General features: G+C 64.7%; 24 protein-coding genes. 15 read left to right on the plus strand and 9 right to left on the minus strand.

Annotated elements, in window-relative coordinates; all coding sequences use genetic code 11:
• Positions 1-4 precede the first annotated feature (4 nt).
• A complete protein-coding gene (locus ACI0FO_RS02710) occupies positions 5-925 on the minus strand; it encodes a LysR family transcriptional regulator (protein WP_105555080.1) in 921 nt (306 codons plus the stop codon).
• A 213-nt stretch (positions 926-1,138) separates the two neighbouring features.
• Here ACI0FO_RS02710 and ACI0FO_RS02715 point away from each other — a divergent pair, with 213 nt between their 5' ends.
• The 4 genes from ACI0FO_RS02715 (at position 1,139) to ACI0FO_RS02730 (ending at position 5,561) form a co-directional block, all read left to right on the plus strand.
• Positions 1,139-2,356 (plus strand): ABC transporter substrate-binding protein, encoded by a 1,218-nt coding sequence (locus ACI0FO_RS02715; protein WP_416023937.1) that lies wholly within the window; start codon positions 1,139-1,141, stop codon positions 2,354-2,356.
• Between the two features lie 99 nt (positions 2,357-2,455).
• Positions 2,456-3,949, plus strand: coding sequence for a CoA-acylating methylmalonate-semialdehyde dehydrogenase (locus tag ACI0FO_RS02720; RefSeq protein WP_416023939.1), 1,494 nt, complete (start codon positions 2,456-2,458; stop codon positions 3,947-3,949).
• A 95-nt stretch (positions 3,950-4,044) separates the two neighbouring features.
• A complete protein-coding gene (locus tag ACI0FO_RS02725; protein ID WP_105555077.1) occupies positions 4,045-4,989 on the plus strand; it encodes a CysB family HTH-type transcriptional regulator in 945 nt (314 codons plus the stop codon).
• Between the two features lie 248 nt (positions 4,990-5,237).
• Positions 5,238-5,561, plus strand: coding sequence for a DUF2325 domain-containing protein (locus tag ACI0FO_RS02730; protein WP_035212827.1), 324 nt, complete (start codon positions 5,238-5,240; stop codon positions 5,559-5,561).
• 196 nt (positions 5,562-5,757) lie between these two features.
• On the opposite strand, the gene ACI0FO_RS02735 is transcribed toward ACI0FO_RS02730, so the two are convergent.
• The gene (locus ACI0FO_RS02735; RefSeq protein WP_416023942.1) at positions 5,758-6,423 is read right to left on the minus strand and encodes a C40 family peptidase; all 666 of its coding nucleotides are present in this window, start codon (positions 6,421-6,423) and stop codon (positions 5,758-5,760) included.
• Between the two features lie 285 nt (positions 6,424-6,708).
• Here ACI0FO_RS02735 and ACI0FO_RS02740 point away from each other — a divergent pair, with 285 nt between their 5' ends.
• The 6 genes from ACI0FO_RS02740 (at position 6,709) to ltaE (ending at position 14,764) form a co-directional block, all read left to right on the plus strand.
• The gene (locus ACI0FO_RS02740; RefSeq protein WP_416023944.1) at positions 6,709-8,598 is read left to right on the plus strand and encodes a propionate--CoA ligase; all 1,890 of its coding nucleotides are present in this window, start codon (positions 6,709-6,711) and stop codon (positions 8,596-8,598) included.
• Positions 8,595-9,002 carry a GlcG/HbpS family heme-binding protein gene (locus ACI0FO_RS02745; protein ID WP_105555074.1) on the plus strand — a complete coding sequence of 136 codons (408 nt, stop codon included), beginning with the start codon at positions 8,595-8,597 and terminating at the stop codon, positions 9,000-9,002. Before ACI0FO_RS02740 ends, ACI0FO_RS02745 begins: the two co-directional genes overlap by 4 nt.
• A gap of 38 nt (positions 9,003-9,040) precedes the next feature.
• Complete coding sequence (locus ACI0FO_RS02750) at positions 9,041-10,342, plus strand: MFS transporter (RefSeq protein ID WP_416023947.1); 1,302 nt, start codon at positions 9,041-9,043, stop codon at positions 10,340-10,342.
• Between the two features lie 339 nt (positions 10,343-10,681).
• Positions 10,682-12,661 carry an acetate--CoA ligase gene (acs, locus tag ACI0FO_RS02755; protein ID WP_416023949.1) on the plus strand — a complete coding sequence of 660 codons (1,980 nt, stop codon included), beginning with the start codon at positions 10,682-10,684 and terminating at the stop codon, positions 12,659-12,661.
• A 141-nt stretch (positions 12,662-12,802) separates the two neighbouring features.
• A complete protein-coding gene (locus tag ACI0FO_RS02760) occupies positions 12,803-13,690 on the plus strand; it encodes a DMT family transporter (protein ID WP_416023951.1) in 888 nt (295 codons plus the stop codon).
• A gap of 63 nt (positions 13,691-13,753) precedes the next feature.
• Positions 13,754-14,764, plus strand: coding sequence for a low-specificity L-threonine aldolase (gene ltaE / locus ACI0FO_RS02765; RefSeq protein WP_416023953.1), 1,011 nt, complete (start codon positions 13,754-13,756; stop codon positions 14,762-14,764).
• Between the two features lie 17 nt (positions 14,765-14,781).
• On the opposite strand, the gene ACI0FO_RS02770 is transcribed toward ltaE, so the two are convergent.
• The 6 genes from ACI0FO_RS02770 to ACI0FO_RS02795 all read right to left on the minus strand — a co-directional run bounded on the left by ACI0FO_RS02770 (position 14,782) and on the right by ACI0FO_RS02795 (position 21,424).
• Positions 14,782-16,107, minus strand: coding sequence for an aspartate aminotransferase family protein (locus tag ACI0FO_RS02770; protein WP_416023955.1), 1,326 nt, complete (start codon positions 16,105-16,107; stop codon positions 14,782-14,784).
• A 191-nt stretch (positions 16,108-16,298) separates the two neighbouring features.
• On the minus strand, positions 16,299-17,180 hold the full coding sequence (locus tag ACI0FO_RS02775; RefSeq protein ID WP_416023957.1) for a GntR family transcriptional regulator: 882 nt from the start codon (positions 17,178-17,180) through the stop codon (positions 16,299-16,301).
• Positions 17,181-17,312: 132 nt separating this feature from the next.
• Positions 17,313-17,657 (minus strand): antibiotic biosynthesis monooxygenase family protein, encoded by a 345-nt coding sequence (locus tag ACI0FO_RS02780; RefSeq protein WP_416023958.1) that lies wholly within the window; start codon positions 17,655-17,657, stop codon positions 17,313-17,315.
• Complete coding sequence (locus ACI0FO_RS02785; RefSeq protein ID WP_416023959.1) at positions 17,654-18,772, minus strand: cytochrome; 1,119 nt, start codon at positions 18,770-18,772, stop codon at positions 17,654-17,656. Before ACI0FO_RS02785 ends, ACI0FO_RS02780 begins: the two co-directional genes overlap by 4 nt.
• Before the next feature lie 71 nt (positions 18,773-18,843).
• Positions 18,844-19,710, minus strand: a complete 867-nt coding sequence (locus ACI0FO_RS02790) for an NAD-dependent epimerase/dehydratase family protein (protein WP_416023960.1) — start codon at positions 19,708-19,710, stop codon at positions 18,844-18,846.
• 67 nt (positions 19,711-19,777) lie between these two features.
• The gene (locus ACI0FO_RS02795; protein ID WP_416023961.1) at positions 19,778-21,424 is read right to left on the minus strand and encodes an electron transfer flavoprotein-ubiquinone oxidoreductase; all 1,647 of its coding nucleotides are present in this window, start codon (positions 21,422-21,424) and stop codon (positions 19,778-19,780) included.
• Between the two features lie 113 nt (positions 21,425-21,537).
• On the opposite strand from ACI0FO_RS02795, the gene ACI0FO_RS02800 reads away from it, so the two are divergent.
• The 3 genes from ACI0FO_RS02800 (at position 21,538) to ACI0FO_RS02810 (ending at position 23,639) form a co-directional block, all read left to right on the plus strand.
• Positions 21,538-21,987, plus strand: a complete 450-nt coding sequence (locus ACI0FO_RS02800; RefSeq protein ID WP_416023963.1) for an acyl-CoA thioesterase — start codon at positions 21,538-21,540, stop codon at positions 21,985-21,987.
• Positions 21,988-22,274: 287 nt separating this feature from the next.
• Positions 22,275-22,973, plus strand: coding sequence for a CoA transferase subunit A (locus ACI0FO_RS02805; RefSeq protein ID WP_054423951.1), 699 nt, complete (start codon positions 22,275-22,277; stop codon positions 22,971-22,973).
• A gap of 12 nt (positions 22,974-22,985) precedes the next feature.
• A complete protein-coding gene (locus ACI0FO_RS02810) occupies positions 22,986-23,639 on the plus strand; it encodes a CoA transferase subunit B (protein WP_046802634.1) in 654 nt (217 codons plus the stop codon).
• A gap of 81 nt (positions 23,640-23,720) precedes the next feature.
• Here ACI0FO_RS02810 and ACI0FO_RS02815 read toward each other — a convergent pair whose 3' ends face one another.
• Complete coding sequence (locus ACI0FO_RS02815; protein ID WP_416023965.1) at positions 23,721-24,179, minus strand: GNAT family N-acetyltransferase; 459 nt, start codon at positions 24,177-24,179, stop codon at positions 23,721-23,723.
• A 199-nt stretch (positions 24,180-24,378) separates the two neighbouring features.
• Between ACI0FO_RS02815 and ACI0FO_RS02820 the strand changes: the two genes are divergently transcribed.
• Positions 24,379-25,254: a MurR/RpiR family transcriptional regulator gene (locus ACI0FO_RS02820; RefSeq protein ID WP_105555064.1), complete on the plus strand. Its 876-nt coding sequence runs from the start codon at positions 24,379-24,381 to the stop codon at positions 25,252-25,254.
• Positions 25,251-26,231: an isoaspartyl peptidase/L-asparaginase family protein gene (locus ACI0FO_RS02825; protein ID WP_416023968.1), complete on the plus strand. Its 981-nt coding sequence runs from the start codon at positions 25,251-25,253 to the stop codon at positions 26,229-26,231. Before ACI0FO_RS02820 ends, ACI0FO_RS02825 begins: the two co-directional genes overlap by 4 nt.
• Positions 26,232-26,250 lie beyond the last annotated feature (19 nt).

The raw sequence follows: 26,250 nt of genomic DNA on the forward strand, positions 1-26,250 counted from the left end.
GCCGTCAGGGCAGGTATTTCATCGTGCCGCGCTTGCCGGCCAACAGGTCGGCGTTTTTCAGCACCGACTTGCGGATGAACTCCCACAGCACCGTCACGCGCTTGAGCTTGCGCAGGTCTTCGTGGCAATACATCCAGAACGAACGCGTGATCTCCACCTCGTTCTCCAGCACCGGTTTCAATCGCGGATCCTGCGCGGCGATAAAGCAAGGCAGGATCGCCAGCGACTGGCCCTGCAGGGCCGCGTGATACTGCGCGACCACGCTGGTGCTGCGCAGCACCACCTTGCTGGCCGGCAACAGGTCCTCCAGATAGCGCAAGCGTTCGCTGAACAGCAGTTCGTCCACATAGCCGATGAAGGTATGGTCGGCCAAGTCGGCGCGGCTGGCGATGGGCGGGTGCCGGGCCAGATAGCCGGGGGTGCCGTACAGCCGCAGGGTGTAGTCGCACAGCTTGCTGCAGACGTATGGCCCGCGCTGGGGGCGTTCAATGGTGATGGCCAGGTCGGCCTCGCGCTTGGACAGGCTGACAAAGCGCGGCACCGGCAGGATGTCCAGCGTGATGTGCGGATAGCGGCGCTGGAAGTCGGCTGCCAGCGGCGTCAGCACGTAGCTGCCGAAACCCTCCGTGGCGCCGATGCGCAGGTGGCCCGACAAGGCCTGACCGATGCCGGACAGATTCTCGCGGGCGGTGTGCACCGTGCTTTCCATCTGCTCGGCATGGACGAACAGGCGCTGGCCGTCGTCGGTCAGCATGAAGCCCGCGCTGCGCGATTTTTCAAACAATAGCGTGTCCAGCTCGGTTTCCAGCGCGCGGATGCGGCGCGACACCGTGGTGTGTTCTACCCCGAGCTTCCGCGCCGCCGCGCTGACCCGCTGGGTCCGGGCCACTTCCAGAAAATATCGCAGGCTGTCCCAATCAAGCACTTTCGGCGCTCCCGGCCCCCGGGCGTCGGGACGCAGGGGGCAAAATCTCATTGTGCATCAATGCACAAGGAATGTGCATTTCTAGTGTTGCTTGTTGATTTTCACACATCTACACTGGGCTGGCAGGCCTTGGGGCATTGCCCTGGGAGCCGCAAGCCGCAAAGACGGCGCATAACGCTAAAAATCAGCGCATAACACTCAGGAGACAAATCCATGAAAGTGCACGCACGCGGGCTGGCCGCAGGCTTGTGTCTGGGCGCATTGTTGGTGAGCCAAGCGCAAGCGGCGGATAAGCCGCCAGTGAAAATCGGCATTCTGACGGACATGTCCGGCACCTATGCCGGCATGGGGGGCGCGGGGTCGGTGGCGGCGGCGCAGTTGGCCATTGACGACTGCCTGGCTGCGGAATGCAAGGGCATGAAGATCGAACTGGTGTCGGCCGACAACCAAAACAAGGCGGATGTGGGCGCGGCGAAAGCGCGCGAATGGTTCGACCGCGACGGCGTGACGGCGATTGCCGATCTGACCAACTCGGCCGTGGCGCTGGCCGTGCAAGGCATTGCGCGTGAAAAGAACAAGGTCGTGATGTTTTCCGGCCCGGCCACGACGGCGCTGACCAATAAGGAATGCTCGCCCGTCGGTTTCCACTGGATGTTCGATACCTATTCGCAGTCCGCCGGCGGCGCCAAGGCCACCGTGCGTGCGGGCGGCAAGTCCTGGTACTTCATTACCGTGGATTATGCCTTCGGGCACTCGTTGGAAGCGGATACGGTCAAGGCGGTGAAGGCGTTGGGCGGAACCGTGGCCGGCAATGTGCGCCATCCCCTGAACGCGCCCGATTTCGCGTCCTATCTGTTGCAGGCGCAAAGCTCCAAGGCGCAGGTCGTGGCGTTGGCCAACGGCGGGCAGGACACCGTCAACGCGGTCAAGCAGGCCCGCGAGTTCGGCATCGTGGCGGGCGGCCAGCGCCTGGTGTCGCTGTTGATCTTCCTGTCGGACCTGCGTGCCCTGGGGCTGGAAAGCGCCCAAGGCCTGTCGTATGTAGACGGTTTCTACTGGGATTACGACGATGCGTCGCGCCAATGGTCGTCGCGCTTCGAGAAGGCCTTCCGCGGCCTGAAGCCCACGATGACGCAGGCCGGCGTGTATTCCAGCGTGCTGCATTACTTGCGGTCGGCGGCGGCGGCCGGCAGCACCGACGGCAAGGTGGTGGCGGACAAGATGCGCGAGCTGCCCATCAAGGACCCGATCATGCGCAACGCATCGATCCGCCCGGATGGCCGTGTGATCCACGACATGTACCTGTATGAAGTGAAGAAGCCCGCGGAGTCCAAGGGCGGCTGGGACTATTCCAAGCTGGTGGCCACCATCCCGGCCGCCGAAGCGTTCCAGCCCCTGGCCGATTCGACCTGCTCGCTGGTGAAGAAATAACCCCTGGCGCGCCGGCCGGACCTTTGCCCGGCCGGCGCGCGGCAAGATCCATGAACGCGGATTCCATCCGCATCGACTACGCAGTGTGAGGAGCATCAAATGAGTGAAGTCCCCCGCGTTCCGCTATTGATCGGCGGCAAGCTTGTGCAGTCCAAAACCACCGAATGGCGAGACGTGATCAACCCCGCCACCCAGGAGGTCGTGGCCAAGGTGCCCTTCGCGACGCGTGAAGAACTGGACCTGGCCGTCTCCAACGCCAAAGAGGCCTTCAAGACCTGGCGCAACAGCGGGCAGGGCGCGCGCATGCGCGTCATGCTGAAGTTCCAGGAACTGCTGCGCGCCAACACCGGCAAGCTGGCCGAGATGATCACCCGCGAACACGGCAAGACCCTGCCGGACGCCGAGGGCGAAATCGGGCGCGGGCTGGAAGTAGTCGAGCATGCGTGCTCGATCGCCAACCTGCAACTGGGCGAGTACGCCGAGAATGCCGCCTCCGGCATCGACGTCTACACGCTGATCCAGCCGCTGGGCGTGTGCGCGGGCATCACCGCGTTCAATTTCCCGGTGATGCTGCCTTGCTTCATGTTCCCGATTGCCGTGGCCTGCGGCAACAGCTTCGTGCTCAAGCCGTCCGAGCAGGATCCGACCTCGTCGTTGTTCCTGGCCCAGCTGGCGCTGGAAGCCGGCCTGCCGCCGGGCGTGCTGAACGTCGTGCATGGCGGCCCGGATACCGCCAACGGCCTGTGCGAACACCCGGATATCAAAGCGGTGTCGTTCATTGGTTCGACTCGCGTGGGCACCGAGATCTACAACCGCGCATCGGCGGCCGGCAAGCGCTGCCAGTCGATGATGGGCGCCAAGAACCACTGCGTGATCCTGCCGGACGCCGATCCGGAAGTCGCGCTGAACCAACTGGTTGGCGCCGCCTTCGGGGCGGCAGGCCAGCGCTGCATGGCGTCGTCGGTGGCCGTGCTGGTGGGCGACGCCCGTAACTGGCTGCCCGACTTCGTCGAGCGCTCGAAGAAGCTGAAGGTCAATTCCGGCACCGACCGCGAGGCCGACCTGGGTCCGCTGGTGTCGCCCAACGCCAAGAAGCGCGTGGAAAGCCTGATCCAGAAAGGCGTGGACGAAGGCGCCAAGCTGCTGCTGGACGGCCGCAACCTGAAGGTGTCCGGCTTCGAGCAAGGCAATTTCGTGGGCCCGACGATTTTCGACGGCGTGAACGAAAACATGACCATCTACACCGAAGAGATTTTCGGACCGGTCCTGTGCTGCGTCGGCGTGGAAACGCTGGAGGACGCGGTAGCGTTCATCAACCGCAACCCCAACGGCAACGGCGTGGCGCTGTTCACCCAGGACGGCGGCGCGGCGCGCTACTTCCAGAACAACATCGACGTCGGCCAGGTAGGCATCAACGTGCCGATCCCCGTGCCGGTGGCGTGGTTCAGCTTCACGGGTTCGCGCGGCTCCAAGCTGGGCGATCTGGGTCCGAATGGCAAGCAGGCGGTCCAGTTCTGGACGCAGACCAAGACGGTCACTGCCCGCTGGTCGGCCCACGCCAAGACCGTGAACACCACGATCTCGATGCGCTGAAACAGGGACGCCTCGCGCCTAAGCTTATATAAATAAGTTATATAACAAGGCGTCCTTATTACTTATAATTGGCCCATCTATCAGGGGCCAATTGAATGAACCTCCAGCAATTTCGTTTCGTGCGTGAAACCATCCGGCGCGACTTCAATCTGACCGAAGCCGCCCGGATGCTCTATACCTCGCAGCCTGGAGTCTCCAAGGCCATCATCGAGTTCGAAGACGAACTTGGCATCAAGATCTTCGAACGCCACGGCAAGCGCATCAAGGGGTTGACCAAGCCCGGTCTGGCCGTGTCGCAGGTGATCGACCGCATCATGCGCGAAGTCGACAATCTGAAGAAAGTCAGCGATGAGTTCGCGCGTCGCGATGAAGGCGGCCTGGTGATCGCGTGCACGCACACGCAGGCCCGGTACCTGCTGCCGCGGGTGATCCCCGCGTTCCGCAAGCAATTCCCCAAAGTGCATTTGTCGCTGGCCGAAGGCAGCCCCGCGCAGTTGGCTGAAATGGTGCTGCACGAGCAGGCCGATCTGGCGCTGGCGACGGAATCGCTGGCGCTGACGCCGGGCTTGGCCACCTTGCCGGTATATGCCTGGGAGCACACCGTCGTGGTGCGCCCCGACCACCCGCTGGCGGAACTGACGTCCAGCGCCGCCAAGCGCCTGTCATTGCAGCAGTTGGCCGAATACCCCATCGTGACCTATGACCGCGCGTTCACGGGCCGCAGCACGATCGACGAAGTCTTTGCCAACCAGGGTATCCATCCGGACATCGTGCTGGAAGCCATCGACGCGGACGTGATCAAAACCTATGTGGATGTGGGCCTGGGTATCGGCATCATCGCCGGCGTTGCCTATGACCCGCGGCGCGATTCCAATCTGGTCGGCTTGCCCGTTGGCCACTTGTTCGGCACGCACACGACCCGCGTCGGCGTGAAGTCGGGCGTGTTCCTGCGCGACTACGTCTACACGTTCCTGGAAATGCTGGCCCCGTCGCTGACCCGCGCGGTGGTGACCGAAGCGGTGCAGGGCGCGCCAAAGTAGTCGGTCGGATCGGCCTTTGGCCACCCGCAAAAAAAGCGCGGCGTCTTCGGACGGCGCGCTTTTTTCTTGGGCGCCCCGACGACAACGACCCGCCGGAAAGCCGCGAGTTCCTTGGCTGATAGCAAATCTCGCTATCCCTTTCGGCAAGCTCATTAATATTATTAAATAAGAACCGATCTCATTTAAGTTGACTAAAAAATAGGAATCATTATCATTACATCCAGGCTCAACGACCAGTGAGGTTCATCATGACGGCAGGACTCAGTGCAGTAGTGGTTGGCGCAGATCGACTGGGCAATATCCCGGATCTGCTGAAAGGACACAATATTTCGATCACGCACCACATCAGTGGCCGCGATCCCTCACATCAGAAGAAAACGCTTCAACTCCCGTCGGGCACGCAGCTGGTCATCCTGCTGACGGATTTCCTGGGGCACAACGTCATGAAGACCTTCCGTAACGCCGCGCAGCGCGGCGGCATCCGGGTCGTGGCTTGTCGCCGTTCAGTCTGCAGCATGCAGCAGGCCCTGCAGCAATGCGGCCTGTGCCCGCGCGCAGGCACCGTGCACTGATTTTCCGCTTGCCGATGGAACACAAGAACTGGGGAGGCCGGAAACGGCCTGCGGCATGGGGCTTGAGTCCCTGAACCGCGAAGAGCAATGAAAAACGCCGTCAGACGATAGTCTGGCGGCGTTTTGCTTTTTGGGGGATGGTGTCCGGCAGCCGACTTATGCGAGGATGCCGGTAGCGAGGCTCAGTTCGCGGCGATCAATTCGCGGCGCGGGCGGATGCCATCAGGCTGTTGTCGAGGCGGCGGGCGCCGTTGTAGCGCTTGGACCAGTAGGCCATGGTCATGCTTTCGACGCGGACCACGCCGCCAGCGCTGGGGGAGTGCACGAAGCGGTCGTCGCCCAGATAGATGCCGACGTGGGAGTAGCGGCGGCCCATGGTGTTGAAGAAAACCAGGTCGCCGGCCTTGAGTTCGTTCTTGGCGACGGAGACGCCCTGTTGGGCCATTTCCGCGGCATTGCGGGGCAGCTTCAGGCCCAGCGAACGCTCGGCCGAGTAAGTGACCAGGCCGCTGCAATCGAATCCGGTATCGGGGGAACTGCCGCCGAAGCGGTAGCGGATACCCAGGTAGTTCAGGGCTTCGCTGACCATGGCGTTGTCGCTGCCCACGGCCGCGCTGGTGCGGTTCTGCTGGCGGTCGCGTTTGAATTTGTGGCTGACTAGCGTACCGATGGGATCATCGGAGGTGGCAACCCACTCCATTTCGTACGGATCAATCTCGGACGTTTGGGCGGTTGACTTCTGGCCAGTGCCAGCACAACCTGCCAAACCCGCCACACATGCCATCAACGCGAGCGTACGCAGACCCCGGTACGTTTGGCCAGTGGATGAATTGAATCGCGCGAGTATGGAGTGTCGATGCATTCGCCTGGGGATGACTTGCTGGATGACAGCGAAAACCACGGGATTAGCCGTGGATCGGGCCGAAATGTCAGCAAAATCAACAATTATCTACAACTTCGCGGGGATTCTACCAAACTTTCAAGACCGGTCGGTGACAGATCGGCTATTTATCCATGACGCTTGGATATTTGGTGGAATATTTTGACTTGTGGCAAGCCTCGTGCAAGGTTCGCCTACCAAAATGACCGAATGATTCGCAAGAAATCAATCCGCCTTAAGGCGTACGAACGATAACAGGAGACATAAATGCAAAAAACCCGGGATTTCCATTACAGATCATTGCATGACCGAGATGGCTTCTGGCGCGAAGAGGCGGGTCGCATCCACTGGGAGACGCCGTTTGAGTCTGTCCTGGATTTCTCGCGGCCGCCATTCGCCAAGTGGTTCGTAGGCGGGCAGACCAATCTTTGCTACAACGCCGTCGACCGGTGGTTGCCGACGCAGGCTGACAAGCCGGCGCTGATCTGGGTGTCCACCGAAGTGGAGCGCGAGCGCGTCTATACCCGCCAGGACGTCTATGAAGAGGTCAACGCGGCGGCCGCCATGCTGAAAGCGTTGGGGGTGGGGCGCGGCGACCGCGTGCTGTTGTACATGCCGATGGTGCCGGAAGCGGTGTTCACGATGCTGGCCTGCGCCCGGATCGGCGCGGTGCACTCGGTGGTGTTCGGCGGGTTTGCGTCGGTCAACCTGGCCCAACGCATCGACGACGCGGCGCCGAAAGTGGTGGTCTGCACCGACGGTGGTTCGCGCGGCGGCAAGATCGTGCCGTATAAGCCGCTGCTGGACCGGGCGCTGAGCCTGGCCAAGACGCCGCCGGCCTCGGTGGTGGTGTTCGACCGTGGATTGGCGCCGTTCGAACCCGTGGCCGGGCGCGACCTGGACTACGCGACGCTGCGCGAGCGCCATCGCGGCGAGCGCGTGCCGGTGCAATGGCTGGAATCGTCCGAACCCAGCTACATCCTTTATACCTCCGGCACCACCGGCAAGCCCAAGGGCGTGCAGCGCGATACCGGCGGCTATGCCGTGGCGCTTGCGTCATCAATGGAATACCTGTTTAACGGGCGCGCGGGCGACACATTTTTCTGCACCAGCGACATCGGCTGGGTCGTGGGGCATTCCTACATCATCTACGGCCCCCTGATTGGCGGGCAGGCGACGGTGCTGTACGAGGGCACGCCCGTGCGTCCCGATGGCGCGATCCTGTGGAAGCTGGTCGAGCAGTTCGGTGTGAACACCTTGTTTTCCGCGCCGACGGCGGTGCGCGTCCTGAAGCGCCAGGACCCGGCGCTCTTGAAGCGCCACGATCTTTCCAGCCTGCGGGCCGTCTACCTGGCGGGCGAGCCGTTGGACGAACCCACCGCCCAATGGATATCGGAAGGCCTGGGCAAGCCCATCATCGACAACTATTGGCAGACCGAATCCGGCTGGCCCATTCTGTCCGCCCAGCCTGGCGTGGAGCGCGTGCCGACTCGTTTCGGCAGCCCGTCCTTTCCGGTGTATGGGTTCGATGCGCGCATCGTCAGCGAATCCACGGGCGAAGACTTGGGGCCGGACGAAAAAGGGGTGGTGGCCATTGTGCCGCCGCTGCCGCCGGGCGCCATGTCCACCATCTGGGGGGACGACGCGCGGTTCGTCCAGACCTATTTCACCTCGATTCCCGGCCGCCAGGTGTATTCCACCTTTGATTGGGGGCGGGTGGACGCCGACGGCTACTGGTTCATCCTGGGCCGTACCGACGACGTGATCAATGTGGCGGGCCACCGCCTGGGCACGCGCGAGATCGAGGAATCGGTCAACAGCCACAGCGGCATCGCGGAATGCGCGGTGGTCGGCGTGGCCGATGCGCTGAAGGGGCAAGTGGCGATGGCCTTCGCGGTATTGAAGAATCCCGCCAGCGCCGATACGCCGGAAGGGGCAAAGCAGCTGGAAGGCGATATCATGCGGCTGGTGGAAGATCAGCTGGGAGCGGTGGCCAGGCCCGCCCGGATCCGGTTTGTGGGCGCTTTGCCCAAGACCCGGTCCGGCAAGGTGCTGCGCCGTGCGATCGTCGCGGTTTGCGAAGGACGCGACCCCGGAGACCTGACGACCATTGAAGATCCCAACGCCCTGGAACAGATCAAGGAGTCGCTGCAATGAATACCAAACCCGTGCTGAGCGCCGAAGACGTCAAGAAGATCCTCGCCGCGGCCGAAGCACACGCCGTGCAGAACAAATGGGCCGTGACCATTTCCGTGGTCGATGATGGTGGCCATCTGCTTGGCATGCTGCGCCTGGACGGCGCGGCCCCGATTTCGGCACACATCTCGCCCTCGAAGGCCAAGACCGCCGCGCTGGGCCGCCGCGAATCGCGCATCTACGAAGAGATGATCAACACCGGCCGCGTGTCGTTCCTGTCGGCGCCGCTGATCGACGGCATGCTGGAAGGCGGCGTGCCGATCACCGTCGACGGCCACGTGGTGGGCGCGGTTGGCGTGTCGGGCGTGAAGTCGACCGAAGACGTGCTGATCGCGCAAGCGGGCATCGCCGCGCTGGGCCTGTGAGCCAACCGCAGCAACCGGGACCGTCCGCCGACGGTCCCATGCCGAACGCCGGGGCAGGGGACGCAAGCCCGCTGAATCCCGGCGTGGCCAAACGCGAAGTCTGGGCCTGGGCCATGTACGACTTCGCGAATTCCGGCTACACCACCGTGATCCTCACGGCGGTGTTCAGCACCTATTTCGTCGGCGTGGTCGGCGGGCGCGCCCCGTGGGCCACGCTGGCCTGGACGGCGGCGCTGTCGCTGTCCTATCTGCTTATCATGCTGACCATGCCCACGCTGGGCGCCCGTGCGGACGCCAGCGGCAGCAAGCGCCGCCTGCTCTACACCAGCACCATCGGCTGCGTGGCCGCGACGCTGGTGCTGACGCAGGCCGGGCCGGGCGACGTCTGGCTGGCGCTGGCCGCCATCGTCGTGTCCAACTACTGCTACTGCGTGGGCGAGTCCATGGTGGCGGCGTTTCTGCCGGAACTGGCCAAGCCGGCTGCGCTGGGCCGCGTGTCGGGCTGGGGCTGGAGCTTCGGCTATTGCGGCGGCATGCTCACGCTGGGCCTGTCGCTGGTGGTCGTGACGCTGGCCGAAGGGCGCGGCATGACCGCCGAACACTTCGTGCCGTGGGTCATCGTCGTCACCGCCGCGGTGTTCGCGCTGGCGGCGCTGCCGTCCTTCTTTTTGCTGAAAGAGCGCACTCGCCCGCAGCAGGACAAGCCGCAGGCGCTGCATATGCTTAAGCGCCTGGCCTATGCCTGGCGCGAGACCGGCCTGCACTTTCCCGAATTCCGCCGGCTGCTGATGTGCATCGCTTGCTATCAGGCGGGCATTTCGGTGGTGATCACGCTGGCGGCCGTGTACGCGTCCGAAGTCATGGGCTTCACCACGCCCCAGATCATGCTGCTGGTCTTCACGGTGAACATCGGCGCGGCGCTGGGCGCGTTTTCGTTCGGCTATGTACAGGACCGCATCGGCCACAAGCCGGCGCTGGCCATCACGCTGTGCGGCTGGATCGTGATGGTGCTGGTTGCGTATGCGGCGACGACGGCGCCGGTGTTCTGGGTGGCGGCCACGCTGGCCGGCCTGTGCATGGGCACGACCCAAAGCGCCGGCCGTGCCATGACGGGGGCGCTGGCGCCCGCCGGCCGATTAGCCGAGTTCTTCTCGCTGTGGACCTTCGCCGTGCAACTGGCGGCGGTGATCGGGCCGCTGACCTACGGTCTGGTGACCTGGGTCACGCACGGCGACCACCGCCTGGCCATCCTGGTGACCGGCCTGTTTTTCGTGGGCGGCCTGGCCCTGTTGTCGCGCGTGGACATGAAACGCGGCCTTGCCCGCCGTCCCGCCGTCTGACCTTGCGCGGGCCCGCGCGGGTCTGCCGCGGCCGCCGCCCCGGCCAGGCTGCTATCCTTATGAACTGCCTTTGATGCGTCGCGCTCTGCGCGAGGCATCAAGCGGATTGCTTTGCACCGCTATGCAGGTGCGTTGTCAGCTTGTGCGTGCCGCTGGGGGCGACGCCGTTCCGGTGTTTCCCGCCCTGAGCCGGCGCTGTCAGGTCTCTGCGTTTACCTACGCATGCGGGCTCCGGCCCGCATTTTGCGTAAGGTGCCCGTAAGAGCGCGGCGATACGGTGGCGGGTGGGTCATAAAACAGCAGCACAAACAAACAGAATCACCGATTGGAGACAAGATCATGTCGAATGCCATTGAGTCCGTACTGGTAGAAACCCGCGTCTTTCCGCCGCCCGAGCGTGCGACCGAGGGCGCGGCGATTCCCAGCATGGACGCCTACAACGCGTTGTGCGCCCAGGTCGAAAACGATTTCGACGGCTTCTGGGCCGGCCAGGCCCGCGACAACCTGACGTGGACCAAGCCGTTCACGCAGGTGCTGGATGAGTCGGACGCCCCGTTCTACCGCTGGTTCGGCGACGGCGAACTCAACGTCTCGGCCAATTGCCTGGACGTGCATCTGACCAACGGCAACGCCGACAAGACCGCCATCATCTTCGAAGGCGACGACGGCACGGTAAACAAGGTCAGCTACCGCGAACTGCTGGCGCGCGTGTGCCGCTTCGCCAACGGCCTGACCGCACTGGGCTACAAGAAGGGCGACCGCGCCATCATCTACATGCCCATGTCGATCGAAGCCGTGGTGGCCATGCAGGCCTGCGCCCGCTTGGGCGTGACGCATTCGGTGGTGTTTGGCGGCTTCTCTGCCAAGAGCCTGCAAGAGCGCATCGTGGACGTGGGCGCATCGCTGGTCATCACCGCGGACGAGCAAGTGCGCGGCGGCAAGACCATTCCGCTGAAGCCGGCGGTGGAAGACGCCATCGCGATGGGCGGTTGCGAAGCCATTTCCAAGGTCATCGTGTACCGCCGCACGGGCGGCAAGGTGCAATGGGCCGAAGGCCGCGACCTGTGGATGCACGACGTCGAGGCCGGCCAGCCCGACACCTGCGAACCCGTGCCGGTCAACGCCGAGCATCCGCTTTTCATCCTGTACACGTCGGGTTCCACGGGCAAGCCCAAGGGCGTGCAGCACTCGTCGGCGGGCTACCTGCTGTGGGCGCTGCTGACCGTGAAGTGGACGTTCGACGCCCGCAAGGATGACGTCTATTGGTGCACGGCCGACGTGGGCTGGGTCACGGGTCATACCTACATCACCTACGGCCCGCTGGCCGCCGGCCTGACGCAAGTCGTGTTCGAAGGCGTGCCGACCTATCCGAATGCCGGCCGCTTCTGGGACATGATCGCGCGCCACAAGGTGACGACGTTCTACACGGCGCCCACCGCCATCCGTTCGTTGATCAAGGCGTCCGAGGCGACGCCCGAGGCGCATCCGAAAAACTACGATCTGGACAGCCTGCGCATCATCGGCACGGTGGGCGAGCCCATCAACCCCGAAGCCTGGATCTGGTATCACAAGAACATCGGCCGCGAACGTTGCCCGATCGTGGATACGTGGTGGCAGACCGAAACCGGCGGCCACATGATCACGCCGCTGCCGGGCGCCACGCCGACCAAGCCGGGTTCATGCACGCTGCCGCTGCCGGGCATCGCCGCGGCCATCGTGGATGAAACCGGCGGCGACGTCGAAAAGGGCAACGGCGGCTTCCTGGTCATCAAGCGCCCGTGGCCCGCGATGATCCGCAACATCTGGGGCGATCCGGAACGCTTCAAGAAAAGCTACTTCCCGTCGGAACTGCGCGGCTACTACCTGGCGGGAGACGGCGCGCAGCGGGACGCGGACGGCTACTTCTGGATCATGGGCCGGATCGACGATGTGCTCAACGTGTCGGGCCACCGCCTGGGCACGATGGAAGTCGAGTCGGCGCTGGTGGCGCACGAGCTGGTGGCGGAAGCCGCCGTGGTGGGCCGCCCGGACGATACGACGGGTGAAGCCGTGGTGGCGTTCGTGGTGCTGAAGCAGGCGCGTCCGGAAGGCGCCGAGGCGCAGGCCATCGCCAAACTGTTGCGCGACTGGGTGGCCAAGGAGATCGGTCCCATCGCCAAGCCCAAGGACATTCGCTTCGGCGACAACCTGCCCAAGACGCGTTCGGGCAAGATCATGCGCCGTCTGCTGCGCGTGGTGGCCAAGGGCGAGGAAGTCACGCAAGACGTTTCCACGCTGGAAAACCCGGCCATTCTTGAACAGTTGGCCAAGCCCCTGTAAGCCCCCCGGCCGCAAGCGGCGGCAAGCTTGCGGGAGGACGGGAGCATAATGTCAGACGCCCGCACCGGTAATCGCCGGTCCGGGCGTCTTTTCTTTGTCGACACCCGCTTTCCCACCCCTTACCTACACGGAGCCACGGACGTGAGCCGCAGCAGTTTCGATCGCGCAGGGCTAGCCCTGATGCTCAGCACCATTGTGGTGTGGGCGGGCAGTTGGATCGCGATGAAACTGATCGTGCCTTACATCGGCCCGTTCGACTTCGTGGCGCTGCGCTATGTGACGGGCAGCCTGGTGCTGTTCGCGTTGGCGATTGCCACGCGGCGGCCGCTGGCCATGCCGCCATGGAAGCTGACCTTGCTGATCGGGTTGACGCAGACGGCCGGGTTCCAGGGTTTCGTGCAAACGGCGCTGGTGTCGGGCGGCGTGGGCAAGGTCTCGTTGATGGCCTACACGATGCCGTTCTGGGTGGTGTTGTTCGCCTGGTGGTTGCTGGGCGAGCGCCCGTCGATCCGGCACGGGCTGGGTATTGGCCTGGCGGCGGTGGGCCTGGTCTGTTTCGTGGAGCCGTGGAACGGCCTGGGCGACATCCGCCCCGTGCTGCTGGGGTTGGGCAGCGGCCTGTGTTGGGGCGTGGGCACGGTGCTGTCCAAGCGGATGTTTGAACGCCATGCGCCCGATGTCATGACTTTTACCGCGTGGCAGATGCTGTTCGGCGGACTGGTCATGGTGCCGGTGGCCTATCTGGTGCCGCAGATGACCGCGCAGTGGGATTGGCCGCTATGGACCGGCATGGCCTACATCGTGCTGATCGCCACGGCGGCCGGCTGGTTGCTGTGGCTGCAGGTGGTGCGCCGCGTGCCCGCCTCGATCGCAGGATTGTCGAGCCTGGGCGTGCCCGTGGTGGCGATGCTGCTGGCGTGGGCAATCCTGTCCGAACGCCCCTCGCTGGGCGAAGTGGGCGGCATGGTCTTGATCCTGGCCGGCATCTTCATCGTCAGCCGTGCGGCGCCGACGTCGCGCGCGTCGTGATCCGCGCTTGCGCATGCCTTCCTGATTTCCGTTCTGGTTTCACTTTCTTTCCAAGGACTTCCCATGATCGATCTGCGTAGCGACACTGTCACCCGGCCTTCGGCTGGCATGTTGCAAGCGATGGTTTCCGCCCCGTTAGGCGATGACGTGATGGGCGACGATCCGACCGTGATCCAGCTGCAGGCGGCCGTGGCCGAGCGCGCGGGCAAGGCGGCGGGCCTGTTCTTCCCGTCCGGCACGCAAAGCAATCTGGCGGGGTTGATGGCGCATTGCGACCGGGGCGACGAATATCTGGTGGGGCAACTGGCCCACACCTACAAGTACGAAGGCGGCGGCGCGGCGGTGCTGGGCAGCATCCAGCCGCAACCCATCGAACATGCGGAAGACGGTTCGCTGCCGCTGGAAAAACTGGCGGCGGCGGTAAAGCCGCTGGGTGATCCGCACTTTGCGCGCACCCGCTTGCTGGCGTTGGAAAATACCTTTCATGGCAAGCTGATCCCGGCCGCCTACATCCAGGCCGCGACGGACTGGGCGCGCGGACAGGGCCTGGGCACGCACCTGGATGGCGCGCGCGTGTTCAACGCCGCCGTGGCCAGTGGCAAGCCCGTGGCCGACCTGTGCCGGCCGTTCGATTCGGTGTCCATCTGCTTTTCAAAGGGCCTGGGCGCGCCGGTAGGGTCTGTGTTGGTGGGCAGCCAGGAACTGATCGCCCGCGCGCGCCGTTGGCGCAAGATGCTGGGCGGCGGCTTGCGCCAGGCTGGCGTGCTGGCGGCCGCGTGCCTTTACGCGTTGGAGCACAACGTCGATCGGTTGGCGGACGATCACGAAAACGCCCGCGCGCTGGCGGAGGGTTTGCGCGCCATTCCCGGCGTCAAGGTCTTGAGCCAGGACACCAATATGCTGTTCGTGGAATTCGAGCCGTCGCGCTGCGATGCGCTGACCGCTGCGCTGGCCAAGGAAGAGATCCAGATGCGCGCCGTCTATGGCGGCCCGACGCGCCTGGTGACGCACCTGGACGTGTCCGCGGAGGATGTGCGGCGAGTTGTCCAGGCCGTGGCACGCCATCTGGCCTGAAGCGGCGCGGGCAGGGGTCAGGCGCTGGCGCGCAGCACGTCCGCCAGCACCGTGAACAGCTCGTCGATCTGGGCGCGCTCGATGATGAGAGGGGGCGACAGCAACATCGTGTCGCCCGCCGAACGGATCAGGCATCCGCGTTCCAGGCACGCGTTGTGCACCGCATAGGCGCGCTGGCCCGGCTGGCCCTCAAGCGGCGCCAGTTCAATCGCGGCCAACAGGCCGATATTGCGGATGTCGATCACATGCGGCAGCCCCTTCAAACTGTGCGCCGCGTCTTCCCAATAGCGGGCCAATTCCTGACTGCGTTGGAAAAGGCCTTCACGGCGGCAGATGTCCAGCGTGGCCAAGCCGGCCGCGCAGGCAACCGGATGGCCTGAATACGTGTAGCCGTGCGCCAGTTCGATGGCGTTTTCGGGCCCCTGCATGAATGCGTCGTACACGTGCCGCTGCACCAGCGTCGCGCCCATGGGTATCGCGCCGTTGGTCAGCCCCTTGGCGCTGGTGATGATGTCTGGCTTGACGCCGAAGTAGGACGACGCGAAGGCGCCGTCAATGCGCCCGAAGGCGCAGATCACCTCGTCGAATATCAAAAGGATGCCGTGTGCATCGCAGATCTCGCGCAGCCGCTGCAGATAACCCCGGGGCGGCACGATCACGCCGGTGGAGCCGGCCACCGGTTCGACGATGACGGCGGCGATGGTCGACGCGTCGTGCAGCGCGACGATGCGCTCGAGCGTGTCGGCCAGATGAGCGCCCCAATCCGGCTGACCGCGCGTATAGGCCATGTGCTGGCGGTCATAGGTATGCGGCAGGTGGTCCACGAAAGGAAGCAGATTGCCGAATGGCTTGCGATGGCCGCCGATGCCCGATACCGATAGGCCGCCGAAACCCACGCCGTGGTAGGAACGTTCACGCCCGATCAGCCGCACGCGCTGGCCCTGGCCGCGTGCCCGGTGATAGCCCAGGGCGATCTTCAAGGCTGTGTCGACCGCCTCGGATCCCGAGTTCGAAAAAAACACATTAGAGAAGCCTGCGGGCGCTTCGGCGCACAACGCATCGGCCAACTCGAACGCCAGGGGGTGCCCCATCTGAAACGAAGGCGCGTAGTCCAGTTCGTAAGCGGTGCGTGCGATGGCCTCTACGATTTCCGGACGGCGGTGGCCGGCGTTCACGCACCACAGGCCTGCGATGCCGTCCAGCACGCGGCGGCCGTCGGGGCGGATGTAGTGCATGCCTTCGGCGGCGCTGAACAGCACCGGATCCCGCTTGACGCGCCGGTTAGCGGTAAAGGGCATCCAATAGGCGTCGGGATTGGGAGCGGAAGAGGGGAGCGACGGCATGGGCGATCCTGCTGTGGGTAAGTTCAGGTTCGCTTATTTTGTATTAATTAAATCAAAAATACAATGTGAGCCTAAGGCCATGCAGCACGTCATGTCACACGCCGAGCCACGCTTATGCCAGGCCCCAAGCCCTGCGCCAGGTCACGCGCGGGGCGCCCTGGCGCGTGCCGCGCAACGCCAGGCCGGGCGCGTCAGGACGCTTGCAGCGAGGCTTTCAGGTGGCGGCGCATCAGTTGCGCCGCCCATTCCTGGTCGCCCGATTCCAGGGCTTCGATGATCTGCAGATGTTCGCTGCTGGAGTTGACGAAGCGCGCGTCTCGATAGAAGGCGGCGTGCTCTTCCAGCCGGCGCAACTGGTTCTGTTGCTGCACCGCTTGCAGGATGTAGCGGTTGCCCGAGAAGCGGGCCAGCAATTCATGGAAGGACGCGTTCAGCGCGAAGAAATCGGTGGCCGATATATCGGCATCGTTGCGGTGGATCAGCGCTTCGTGCGCGGCGCGCATGCGCGCCAGCGCGGGTCTGTCGAGGCGGAACGTGGGTTCCAGCAACCCGGCGCATTCGATGGTCATGCGGAAGCGGTAGCTTTCGCTGAGCGCTTCGGCGCTTTCAAGCGAGGGGGCGAATTGCCAGCCGTGCCCTTTGCGCTTTTCGATCAGCCCGTCGGCGGATAGCTGTAGAAGCGTCTTGGCCAACACGCTGCGTGGTGCGCCATAGCGCTGAAGCAGTTCGCGCTCCGTGAATGTTTCGGGCAGGCCGCGCGAGGCGCGGTCATCGATCAGCCGGCGGTAGAGTTCGTTTTGCGTGGGCCCTGCGCTTTCGATCAGGAGCGTGCCCGCCGCTGCGTTGTCGGCGACGGTGTAGCCGCTGTTGGGGCGATGCGTGATCAAGCCCTGGGCGGCCAGCAGGCGCAACGCGCCGCGCACCGGCGTGCGAGACACCTTGTAGGCCGCGGCCAGGGTTTCTTCAGACAGGTGGTCGCCCGGCAGGTAGCGCCGCGCCACGATGTCTTCCGCGACATGGCGCGCCAGATCGACTTGCAGCGGCGTGGGGCGAGCGGGGGCGGCGGTGGGCATGGCGCGTCGGCGTGGCGGAAAAAGGCGGCAAAGGGGGAATGGTACCGGAGAGCCGCCGGCCGTTGCAGAAGCGCATCGGCGCCATGGCATGGATTTTATGAAAAATTAATACAACCTTCGAGAGGCGGTTTTTCAGCCATGCCGGCTGCGGCTATCGGACGGCGCCTCGTCGCGTTCGGCCATGCCGTAGTCCCGCAGCACCTGCGCCACCCGCAGACGGTAGTTCTGAAACACGCCGCCGCGTCCGGCTTCCTGTGCGCGGCGGTGCGATTCCAGCGCACGCCACCGCTTTACCGCGTCTTCATCGCGCCAGAACGATAGCGACAGCAGCTTGCCGGGCTGGGTCAGGCTTTGGAAGCGTTCGACGGAAATGAACCCGTCAATGGCCTTGAGCTCATCAATCAAGCCGGCGGCGATTTGCAGGTAGGGGTCGGGATTGCCATTGGCGGGTTCGACTTCGAATATCACGGCGATCATGGGGTGGGTTCCTTTGAAAACGTAAACTGCGGCACACGCGCATTGGGCAGCGGCCGATAACGGAAACGGGATGCCAGGGCTGGTGCGTCGGCGCCGGCCCGCAGCACATGGGATAGCGCGTGGGCCGCGTGGCGGCGCGCCGGGCCTTGGCCGGGGCATGCGTGGCCGTGCGCCCCTGTGCCGGGCGCGCCGAATGTCCAGCCGGCGTCGGGCTGAATCGTCGCGGCGGCCGCCAGCACCAGCAACACGGTCTGGCCGGCCTCGATCCGCTGGCCGTTGATCGTGACCGTGTCCGCCAAAAAACGGCGCGTGTTGTGCAGCGGCGGATCGTGGCGAATGACATGCTCGATGATCGCGTCGGCGCGGGCGCAGGCGGCATCGGCGGACAAGCCCAGCCTGCCGGCATGGATCAGGGCGTTGCCCAGCAGCCCGGCGCCAGCCTCGCAAGACTGGAACAGCAGGCCCGCAAGGTTTGCCGCCAGTACGGCCACGGGGATCTCCGCGCGGGCCGCGCTTTCTCGCAGCTTGCGCAGCGCCGGGGCGGCGTCGCGTGCAAGTAGTAGCGCTTCCAGGCGAGTCTGTAACGTGTCGGCTGCCGCGTGCCCGGCGGCCACCTGGTTCGCATCCGCCGTGGCGGGCAAGGCAGAGAGAAACGCCGCGATCTGCGTTGCGCTATCGGCATGCAGCGCAGGGGCCAGCCCGAGGAAGGCCGCTTGCGCATGCACCGGCGCGGCGTTCAGATAGCGGTCCATGGCAACGGCGTCCACGACCGGCAGTGCGGGCCACTGCGGGATACAGGGCTGCGTGCCTTGTTCCTGGATGAATGCGGCCAGCAAGCCCTTCAGGCGCGTGTGCATGGCGCTGTCGTTCATGCGCACGAAGCGGCCGAACAGCTGGCCCGCAGGGCCGGGGCACAGACCGCGCGGCACGGGTTCCGACGGCGGGCGGACGCGCGCGGCGGGGTCGCGCATCACGGCCAGGATGGTGTCTGGATGGCTGGCGACCCATAGGTCCAGGGCATCGTCCCGGTACAGCGGTTTCTCGCGCGCCAGCGTCGCGTAATAGGGATAAGGGTCGGCGTGCGTGACGGCAAGCAGGGGATGGGCGGGAGGCATGGCGTGGCGGGTGGTGAATACGGCTGCCAGTATCCGCCGCCCGGCCGCGCAACGATTCGATGCCGGCCGAACTATGCCTGCGTCGCGCCGGGCGCCGAGGCGCCAGCATCCGCCAGCAGCGCGGCGTACCCAAGCCGGGAATCCGGCCATTGCAGCGTGAATCCGCTTGCGCGCAACCTGGCATTGCTGAGCTTCTTGCTGCCCACATTCGCCGGGGCGGGCGCGATGCGTGGCGCGGGGGCGTCGACCATCGCCGCCAGGTCGGCGTACAGCGCATGCAGCGGCAACGGCGTGTCGTCGCAACCGATGTAGACCGGGTCCACGCGGGGCAGCAGCGCCAGATGCACGACTGCCGCGGCGGCATCGTCGATATGGATGCGGTTGGCCCAATGTTCGGGTTGCACGGGGGCGCCTGCCGCGCCGCTGCGCAGACGTTCGATCAGTTGCAGGCGGCCCGGCCCGTACAGGCCTGCCAGCCGCAGCGACGTGGACGACAGGCCGCGCGCGGCCAGCGCGGCTTCGGCCTCCAGCAGCACTTGGCCGTTGAATCCTTGCGGCGCGGGCGGCGTGTCTTCGTTCACCCAGCCGCCCTGGTGTTCGCCGTAGACGGCGCTGGACGACACGAACACCACGCGCTGGAGCCGCGAGGCGTCCAGCGCGTCCAGCACTGCCTGCAGGCCATCGATGAAAACGCCCCGGTAAACCGACGCGTCGCGCGAACCGGGAGCGGGCAGGTGGATCAGCCGGGTAACGCCGGCGGGCAGCGAGGGCAGGCTGGCGGGCTGCGTGATGTCGCCTTGCACCCATCGGATGCCGCTGCCGTCGTCCGCAGGCGGATGGCGGCGAAGCGCATGGACTTCGTCGCCCCGCGCCAGGAAGCGCCGGGCGACACGCTGGCCCAGATCGCCACAGCCAATGAGAAGTATGCGTTCGGTCATGCAGGTCACCTGAAAAAAGAAAAAGCGCCCCAAGGGGCGCCTTGTGGCGGGACGGGGCCCGGCCGGATCACATGCCGCTGTACACCGGTCCTTCGCCGCCTTGAGGCGCCACCCAGACGATGTTCTGGGTCGGGTCCTTGATGTCGCACGTCTTGCAGTGCACGCAGTTCTGCGCGTTGATCTGCAAGCGGTCGTCGCCGTGGTCGTCCTTGATGAACTCGTACACGCCCGCGGGGCAGTAGCGCGATTCCGGGCCGCCGTATTTGGCCAGGTTGACGCTGACCGGCACCGACGGATCTTTCAAGGTCAGGTGGATGGGCTCGTTTTCTTCATGATTGGTGTTCGAGATGAACACCGAGCTGAGCTTGTCGAACGTGAGCTTGCCGTCGGGCTTGGGGTAGTCGATGCGGGCGCATTCCGATGCCGGTTGCAGACAGGCGTGGTCGGGCTTGCTGTGGCGCAGGGTCCACGGCATCTTGCCTTTGAGCAGCAACTGTTCGACACCGGTCATTACCGTGGCGATGGTGCGGCCCTTCTTGAACCACTGCTTGAAATTGCGCGCCTTGTTCAGTTCGGCGTGCAGCCAGGAGGCCTCGAACGCCTTCGGGTAGGCGGTCAGTTCGTCTTGGCGGCGATCGGCCACGAGCGCGTCGAACGCGGCTTCGGCGGCCAGCTTGCCGGACTTGATGGCGGCATGGCTGCCCTTGATGCGGGACGCGTTCAGGAAGCCGGCTTCGCAGCCGACCAGCGCGCCACCCGGGAAGGTCAGCTTGGGCAGCGACAGCAGGCCGCCCGCCGTGATGGCGCGAGCGCCGTAGGCGATGCGTTTGCCGCCTTCGAACGTGCCGCGAATGGCGGGGTGCGTCTTGTAGCGCTGGAATTCGTCGAATGGCGACAGCCAGGGGTTGGCGTAGTCCAGGCCGACGATCATGCCCACGGCCACCAGGTTGTTGTCCAGGTGATACAGGAACGAGCCGCCGTAGGTATCGGAATCCAGCGGCCAGCCGGCGGTGTGGATCACCAGGCCCGGCTTGGATTGCGCCGGGTCGACTTCCCACATTTCCTTGATGCCGATGCCATAGGCTTGCGGGTCGCGGCCGTCGTCGAGCTTGAAGCGTTCGATCAGTTGGCGGCCCAGTTGGCCGCGCGCGCCTTCGCCGAACACCGTATAGCGGGCATGCAGTTCCATGCCGGGCTGGTAGTGGTCGGTGTGCGAGCCGTCGCGGGCCACGCCCATATCGCCGGTGGCCACGCCGCGCACGGCGCCGTTTTCGTCGTACAGCACTTCAACGGCGGCAAAGCCGGGGAAAATGTCCACGCCCAGCGCTTCGGCCTGTTCGCCCATCCATTTGACGACGTCGCCCAGGCGGACGATGTAGTTGCCTTCGTTGTGGAAACAGGGCGGCAGCAGCCAGTTCGGCGTGGCGCGCGCGCCGGTCTGGGACAGGAACAAGAACTTGTCCTGCGTGACCGGCACGTTCAGCGGCGCGCCTTTTTCTTTCCAGTCGGGGATGAGCTCGGTCAGTGCCAGCGGGTCCATGACGGCGCCGGACAGGATGTGCGCACCCAGTTCCGCCCCTTTCTCAAGGACGCAGACGCCGATCTCTTGATTCTTTTCAGCGGCCAGCTGCTTTAGACGGATTGCGGTGGCCAAGCCGGCGGGTCCACCGCCAACCACGACCACGTCATATTCCATCGACTCGCGTTCAGACATTTGCAAAGCTCCCCGTATGTATTCCATATTTGGCTGGAAGTATTATCGGCGATTGTATTGCAGGCGGAGGCCATGTATGCCTTCGTATTTCTTTTAGCCTTCAGGAGTAATTGGTGAACCCGGACAATCTGTCTGCGCGGATTCTGGCGGTGGGCGATACCCATCAGGTGGAATTGCCTTTGCGGTGGGGCGACTCAGACGCCTTGAATCATCTGAACAACACGCTGTATTTCCGCCTGATGGAAGAGGCCCGGATGCAGATCCTGTACGACGCGGGCTTCGAGCTGCCCGCCGACAACGGTGCGATCCTGGCCCATGCCTCGTGCGATTTCCTGCGTCCGCTGACCTATCCGGCCACCGTCCGCGTCACGCACAAAGTGACCCGCATCGGCCGTTCCAGCGCGGAATTCGAGCTGCTGCTCGAGAAAACGGGCGACGACGCGGGCCCCTATGCCCGCGGACGCAACGTGCTAGTCTGGATGGACTACGTGGCCAATACGTCCGCGCCGTGGCCGCAGGAAGTGCTGGCGCAGATGGCCACGCAATTCAAGCCGGCCGCCTGAGGGCGGGCAATCCCGCAGGGGCTATCCACCGAAAGCCTGCGCGGAATTGACCGTCATGCCGTTAAAATCAAGCGCAAAATCAAAACAGAAATAAAGGGGCGCGCCACCCTCGGCGCCGCGACCCAGGGACATCGGGCAATGTCGCGATGCCGCCTGGGGCCGACGCCGGCAGCCGCGCTCCACGGAAAGACAGGGCCCTCCCCGAATTTCTTGACCCCCTCGCGGGATGGCCGCGCAAGCGGCGGGGCGGGCGCTCTTCAGTTCGACCTTAACTAGGAGTTGGAGCGATGGACAAGGTTTTTGCAAGCGCCCAGGAGGCGCTGGCAGGCATCGTCAAGGACGGTCAGATGATCGCCGTGGGCGGTTTCGGCCTGTGCGGTATTCCCGAGGCCCTGATCGCCGCGCTGCGCGATTCGGGCGTGAAAGACCTGACTTGCATCAGCAACAATGCGGGCGTCGACGGTTTCGGCTTGGGCCAGTTGCTCAATACGCGCCAAGTCCGCAAGATGATCGCGTCTTACGTGGGCGAGAACAAGGAATTCGAACGCCAGTTCCTGTCGGGCGAACTCGAGCTTGAATTCACCCCGCAGGGCACGTTGGCCGAGAAGCTGCGCGCCGGCGGCGCGGGCATCCCCGCCTTCTTCACGCGCACCGGCGTGGGCACCATCGTGGCCGATGGCAAGGAAATCCGCGAGTTCGATGGCCAGCAATACGTGATGGAGCGTTCGCTGGTGCCCGACGTGTCGCTGGTCAAGGCGCACATCGCCGACCGCAGCGGCAACCTGGTGTTCCGCAAGACGGCCCGCAACTTCAATCCGAACGTCGCGATGGCCGGCAAGTTCACGGTGGTCGAAGTCGAAGAGATCGTTGACACCGGCAGCCTGGATCCCGACCAGATCCACCTGCCCGGCATCTATGTGCAACGGATCGTGCTGAACACGACGCCGGAAAAGCGCATCGAACAACGCACCACTCGCCCGGCCTAAGGAGAAGACGACATGGCATGGTCCCGCGATGAAATGGCGGCTCGCGCCGCGCGCGAACTGCAAGATGGTTTTTATGTGAACCTGGGCATCGGCTTGCCGACCCTGGTGGCCAACCACGTGCCCAAGGGCGTGGAAGTGTGGCTGCAATCCGAAAACGGCCTGTTGGGTATCGGCCCGTTCCCCACCGACGATGAAGTCGACGCCGACTTGATCAATGCCGGCAAGCAGACGGTGACGACGTTGCCGGGCTCGTCGATCTTCTCGTCCGCCGACTCGTTTGCGATGATCCGCGGCGGCAAGATCAACCTGGCCATCCTGGGCGCGATGCAGGTGTCCGAAAAGGGCGACCTGGCCAACTGGATGATTCCGGGCAAGATGGTCAAGGGCATGGGCGGCGCGATGGACCTGGTGGCCGGCGTTGGCCGCGTCGTGGTCCTGATGGAACACGTGGCCAAGAAGAAAGACGGCACGGAAGACATCAAGCTGCTGCCGGAATGCAATCTGCCGCTGACTGGCGTGGGCGTGGTCGACCTGATCATCACCGACCTGGGCGTGATGGAAGTCACCGAAAACGGCTTGAAGCTGCTGGAAACGGCGCCGGGCGTGACGGTGGACGAAATCCAGTCCAAGACGCTGGCCAAGCTGGACGTGTCGTCGGTCAAATAAACCGGCTGCCGTCCCGCTTACGAAAACGCCCCGCAAGGGGCGTTTTTTTTTGGGGCGGAGGAAAGGGCGGCCCCGGGGGCGCTATGCCGCTTCGTCCAAGCGCATGCCCACGTGCGGGATGCCGTCTTCGATGTATTCCTCGGTGACCTGAACAAAGCCGTGTCCACCGTAGTAGTTGCGCAGGCGGGCCTGGGCGCCCAGGTACATGGCGCGGCCTGGCCAGCGCTGGCGCACTTCCTGCATGGCGTGGCGGATCAATTCGTGGCCCAGGCCCTGGCCGCGCGTCCAGGGTGCGGAGATCACGCGCCCGATCTCGATCTGGCCGTCTTTCAGCGACGGGTCCAGGATGCGGCAGTAGGCGGCAAGCTGGCCGTCTTGCCATCCCATCAGGTGCGTCGTCTGGCCGCTCAGGTCCTTGCCATCCATGTCCTGGAAGATGCACTGCTGTTCGATGACGAAGACTTCCGAGCGCAAGCGGAGGATCGCGTAGATCTCCGGCACGGTCAGGTCTTGGTGGGGTTTACAGATCCAATCGGGCATTGCGTCAATCCAAGGCAATAGGTCAAAAGCGGGCTGGAAAACAGGCGCGGATAGCGTACCTCAAACCGGCCCCGTTTCTTTTGATGCACTGTTACATAAATTCACGGGTATACCCTTACTATGAAAATGAATTTTCTTATCTAAAATTTGTGTGTAAACAGATTTACACGATCTCCCGCTAAGACCCTTCCCCGAATCGATGAACAAGGCCGCACTTACGATCGCTGATCGGATCGCCCGGGCCCAGCCCTCGCTGAGCCGGACGCAGCACAAGATGGCCGAATACGTGTTGGCGCACCAGTTCCGCGCCGCCACGATGACCATCGACGAGTTCGCGGCGGCGGTGGGGGTCTCGGTTGCCACGGCGAATCGCTTCGCGCGCGCCCTGGACCTGCCCGGCTACCCGCAATTTCGCGCCGAACTGGCGCGGGGGTTCGAAGCCGCGCTGGAACCGGTGGAAAAGCTGCGCACCGAACTGGCGCATTCCGCCAGCGCCGTGCAGATCTTCGCCGCCACGCTGGAAGAAGACATTCGCAACGCGCAGCGCAACCTGCAATCGCTGGATTCGGCTGCCTGTGAACAGGCGGTGGAAGCCATTCTGGCCGCCGACCGCGTGTTCATCATCGGTTTTGGCGCCAGCGGCTTCCTGGCCGGGCTGCTGCAACGCGGCCTGTGCATGCACCTGCATTCGGTCGAATCGCTGGCGGGCCCCGGCGGCGTGTCGCACGCCGCGCGCCAGATGTCGCGCATGACCGCCAAGGACCTGGTGATCGCAATCGGCTTTCCGCGCTACCTGGCCGACACCGTGACGCTGGCCGCCGCCGCCAAGCAGGCCGGCGTGCCGGTGCTGGTGCTGACCGACAAACCCACGTCTCCGCTGGCGCCGACGGCGTCCGTCGTGCTTTACGCGTTTTCCGCGCGCCAGCTGATTCCCAATTCCGAAACCGCCGCGCTGGGCCTGATCGAAGCGCTTTCCGCCGCGGTGGCCTATCGGGCCAAAAATTCCGTCGCGGCCGCGGCTGGGGTGACCCAGTCCGTGATGCCGTGGCTTATCCATGGAGTAGGTAAACGATGATCCAACCCGTGATCGCCATTCACGGTGGCGCCGGCGCGATGTCCCGCGCGGCCATGTCGCCCGAGAAAGAACAGGAATACCTGGCCGCCCTGGAGTCCATCCTGACCGCCGGCCAAGCCGTGCTGGCCCGCGGCGGCAGCGCCCTGGACGCCGTGACCGAAGCCGTCCGACTGCTGGAAGACTGCCCGCTGTTCAACGCCGGCCACGGCGCGGTGTTCACCAGCGCCGGCACCCACGAGCTGGACGCCGCCATCATGGACGGCGCCACGCTGCGTTCGGGCGCGATCGCCAATGTGAATTGCGTGCGCAATCCGATCTTCGCCGCGCGCCGCGTCATGGAAACCAGCAAGCACGTCTTTTTCGTGGGCGAGGGCGCCGAGACCTTTGCCCGCGATGCGGGCCTGGAAATCGTCGACCCGTCGTATTTCTCGACCGAGGCCCGCCGCGAGCAACTGCTGCGCGTGCAGCGCGAAACGCCTGACGCCGCCGTGCTGGACCACGACGGCCAGGCCATGGTTGCACGCGGCCAGCCCGCGCCGGCTGATCCGCTGGACGCCGACAAGAAGTTCGGCACGGTGGGCGCGGTGGCTGTCGACGCGCAAGGCAACGTGGCCGCGGCCACGTCCACCGGCGGCATCACCAACAAGCAGGTCGGCCGCGTGGGCGACGCGCCGTTGATCGGCGCCGGCACCTATGCCAGCAACAAGACCTGCGCCGTCTCCACGACCGGCACCGGCGAGATGTTCATCCGCATGGTCTCGGCCTATGACGTGGCGGCGCAGATGGAATATTGCGGTGCGTCGCTGCAAGCAGCGGCGGATCGCGTCGTGATGGAGAAACTGCCCACCATCGGCGGCAAGGGCGGCCTGGTGGCCGTCGACGCCCAGGGCAATGTGGCTTTGCCGTTCAACACGGAAGGCATGTATCGGGGTTACGCCCGCGTAGGCGAAAAGCCGGTCACCGCTATCTACCGATAAGCGTGACGGGTTCTGTTTT

Origin of the sequence: Achromobacter marplatensis (assembly GCF_049060505.1) — a bacterium.
In the GTDB taxonomy this organism is placed as follows: Bacteria; Pseudomonadota; Gammaproteobacteria; order Burkholderiales; family Burkholderiaceae_B; genus Achromobacter; species Achromobacter marplatensis_A.